Annotated in this window: 1 protein-coding gene; it reads left to right on the plus strand. The window is 39.5% G+C overall.

All coding sequences use genetic code 11. The annotated features are described in order from the left end of the window. Positions 1-1,626 precede the first annotated feature (1,626 nt). The gene (locus LHW48_05370; protein ID MCB5259893.1) at positions 1,627-2,469 is read left to right on the plus strand and encodes a hypothetical protein; all 843 of its coding nucleotides are present in this window, start codon (positions 1,627-1,629) and stop codon (positions 2,467-2,469) included. Positions 2,470-2,634: the final 165 nt, after the last annotated feature.

Here is a 2,634-nt window from a genome sequence, read left to right on the forward strand (position 1 = left end):
CCATAAGATATTAAATAAGGGATAGTTAGTTTATGCGCCTTGAACTCCAATGCCTCAATTGGGATAATGTATCATCCTTTCAATAATGAATGTGCACATCAAATCCTTACCTTAAGCGCATCGCAGGATATTCCGCCGATAAAATATTAAAATAAGCCGTACAAATGTATTGGTTGCAATGAAAAGTCAGGATAATACATCGGCATGTGAAGCAAGAATACGTTTGGAAAATAATTCAGTTGATATCATATACCTGGTATAGTATATTCATAAACCATTTATTATTGTTGGTTTTGTGTTGCGTGTATTCCTCGAAGTCTCATACTCTCCCATCACTCTACAACATTCCCGGTAAAACCAGATACTCAAATCTACTTGGCAAACAGATATTTGACTTCGTCTATTATTGGATAGCCAGAGTTCTTAGTCGCTACTTTGCCCATGTAGCAAGATATCAAATCCTCAGATATTGTGTCAAATGAATAGAAGATTTGTGGTTGATAATTCCATGCTCATGTTTGGGAAGATCTGAGAGAAGTAAATAATGTTCTTGACAATATTCCCTTAAAAAAATCAAATTGAAATATATAGCTTACCCTCAATATTTTCTTACATGGATCAATACAGTTACGGCTTCATCCTCTATGTGATTAGAGAAGATACAGGATTTCTGTAAGCCTCTGGGATCGAGGTGTTGAACAACCCAAGCAGAACAAATGCAACGGAGCCTCGGAAAGCTCCGCTACGGTATCAGCAACCACCGTAACACCCTTGGGGTGGTTTGATAGTCCTTGGCTACTTCTTTGTGGCTTTTCTATATAGATCATTTTTACAGCAAAACTTTTAAAGCCCCAAAATAGTCAGATATCGGCTCAAAACAAAATTTTCGGTGACCTAAATGGATAGAAAATAGAGCTTAAAAACCTCTTTATAGCGATTTGCAATTTCGGTGACTCTTTATAATATATTCGGCAGATTAATCTATCCTCAATCAAGACCGCTCTCCTCATACTTTGTCCAAACTTTAGCATAGCTTCACCCCTAGATACAGCTATGCCCACTGCTTTATCTAACGACGAAAGATAGCTGAGATCCCGATGAAGCATTGAGGCTTGGGCATGATGGAAAATGATCTCCATAACACGGATGATTTAAAAGTTCGAATGAATGGAACGCAGATTGAAATGATTGCTCTTGTCTTGTGCATTCTGCTTTGATGCATATACCTGATCACATCCTAGATATAGTGGTAACGTAAAGCAAGCTCGCCAATGAATCTTTAATCACATAACGCCTGCAGAATGGCCTCTTGACACTCACTAAGCTACAATATGATATACATAGTCAAGATTAGGGTATCGATAACAGCCATAGTAGCCCGGCAGGAGCAAGTACAAAAGATATATCTGTGCTTTGATCAAAGCACTTATGTTTTATTCACTCCAGATGAGCGAGACTAAGCCTTAACAATATTACATAAAATGAATGAATAATAGCTGATTTGTAGAATTCTGTCCTCAAAATAGGAATGCTTACAGCAAATATAATCTTGACAGACTGCATCCTGTGTATGAAGAGTAAATTTTGTTAACTAATCATGAGACATTCATGTCAAAGGAGAACAACTTGAAATATTTATGCATGCTACCGTTTCTTTTAGCGTTTCTTTTCTTGATGTCCTGTAATTCAACAGAACCTGAGGTGAGTGATGAGTTTTCGCTTGAGATCAAGCTAACCAACACCGCCGGCACTCCGCTTGAGGGTTATAGACTTGCCATCTTTCAAAAGGATTTGAATGCTTGGAATCCAGGAATCGCGAAAAAGTCATCAACCTGCATTAGGTTCGATACTCAGAATAACTACCGGGCAGAAATAGTGATTACAGACTACTTCAACAATCAGATCAGGACCCTTAGCGATCAGCTTTGCTCTGCAGGCTCATATTCCCTTCACTGGGATGGCCGGAATGATGCAGGTAATGTGATCCGGGATGGGATTTATAAGATTAAAGCCAGGTATTACGACTTGGATGACAACCTGATCTTCAGCGACATGTTTCTAGCCTATCAATTGGGAGAATTTGATGCCAGTTTAGCGCCATACATCACAGATTTAAATGGTGAGGTTTACAGCACAGATATTACCCCCTTCCCTATCCTCTATTGCCTCGAGAGCATCTGTATTCTTGATTCAAATGGTGAATATTTATCAGATCAAATTTTTTCAGCCACATCTGATAGCATGGAAATCGTGATCGTGGCCCCGGATAAAACCTCAAGAAGCCACTATTTCCGCATTAACAAGGGCAGAAACATCCTGAACTTGAATTGGGATACGCTGCTTGAAGATACTGAGGAAGCTCAGATACTCTGCGTCCCAAGCCTACCGCTCAATTCCGCTGAGCCACACATTACACACAAACAGTTTACGAACAAACTGTACGGTTGCTTTCCCAACCCCTTTAACTAAGGCTTGATAATCAAAATTTCCTACACCCAAATCTGGGATGGTGTAATTATGCTTGCAAAAATTGTGAAAAGAGACTGTGAGAGAATATCCGTTGTAAAAGCCCGTTTTCCCGTCTGTAGTCAGTGACGGTATTAGCTGAGCTTTTGGTGTTTTGAAAGGCTGAGC

Source organism: Candidatus Cloacimonadota bacterium (assembly GCA_020532355.1).
GTDB lineage: Bacteria > Cloacimonadota > Cloacimonadia > Cloacimonadales > Cloacimonadaceae > UBA5456.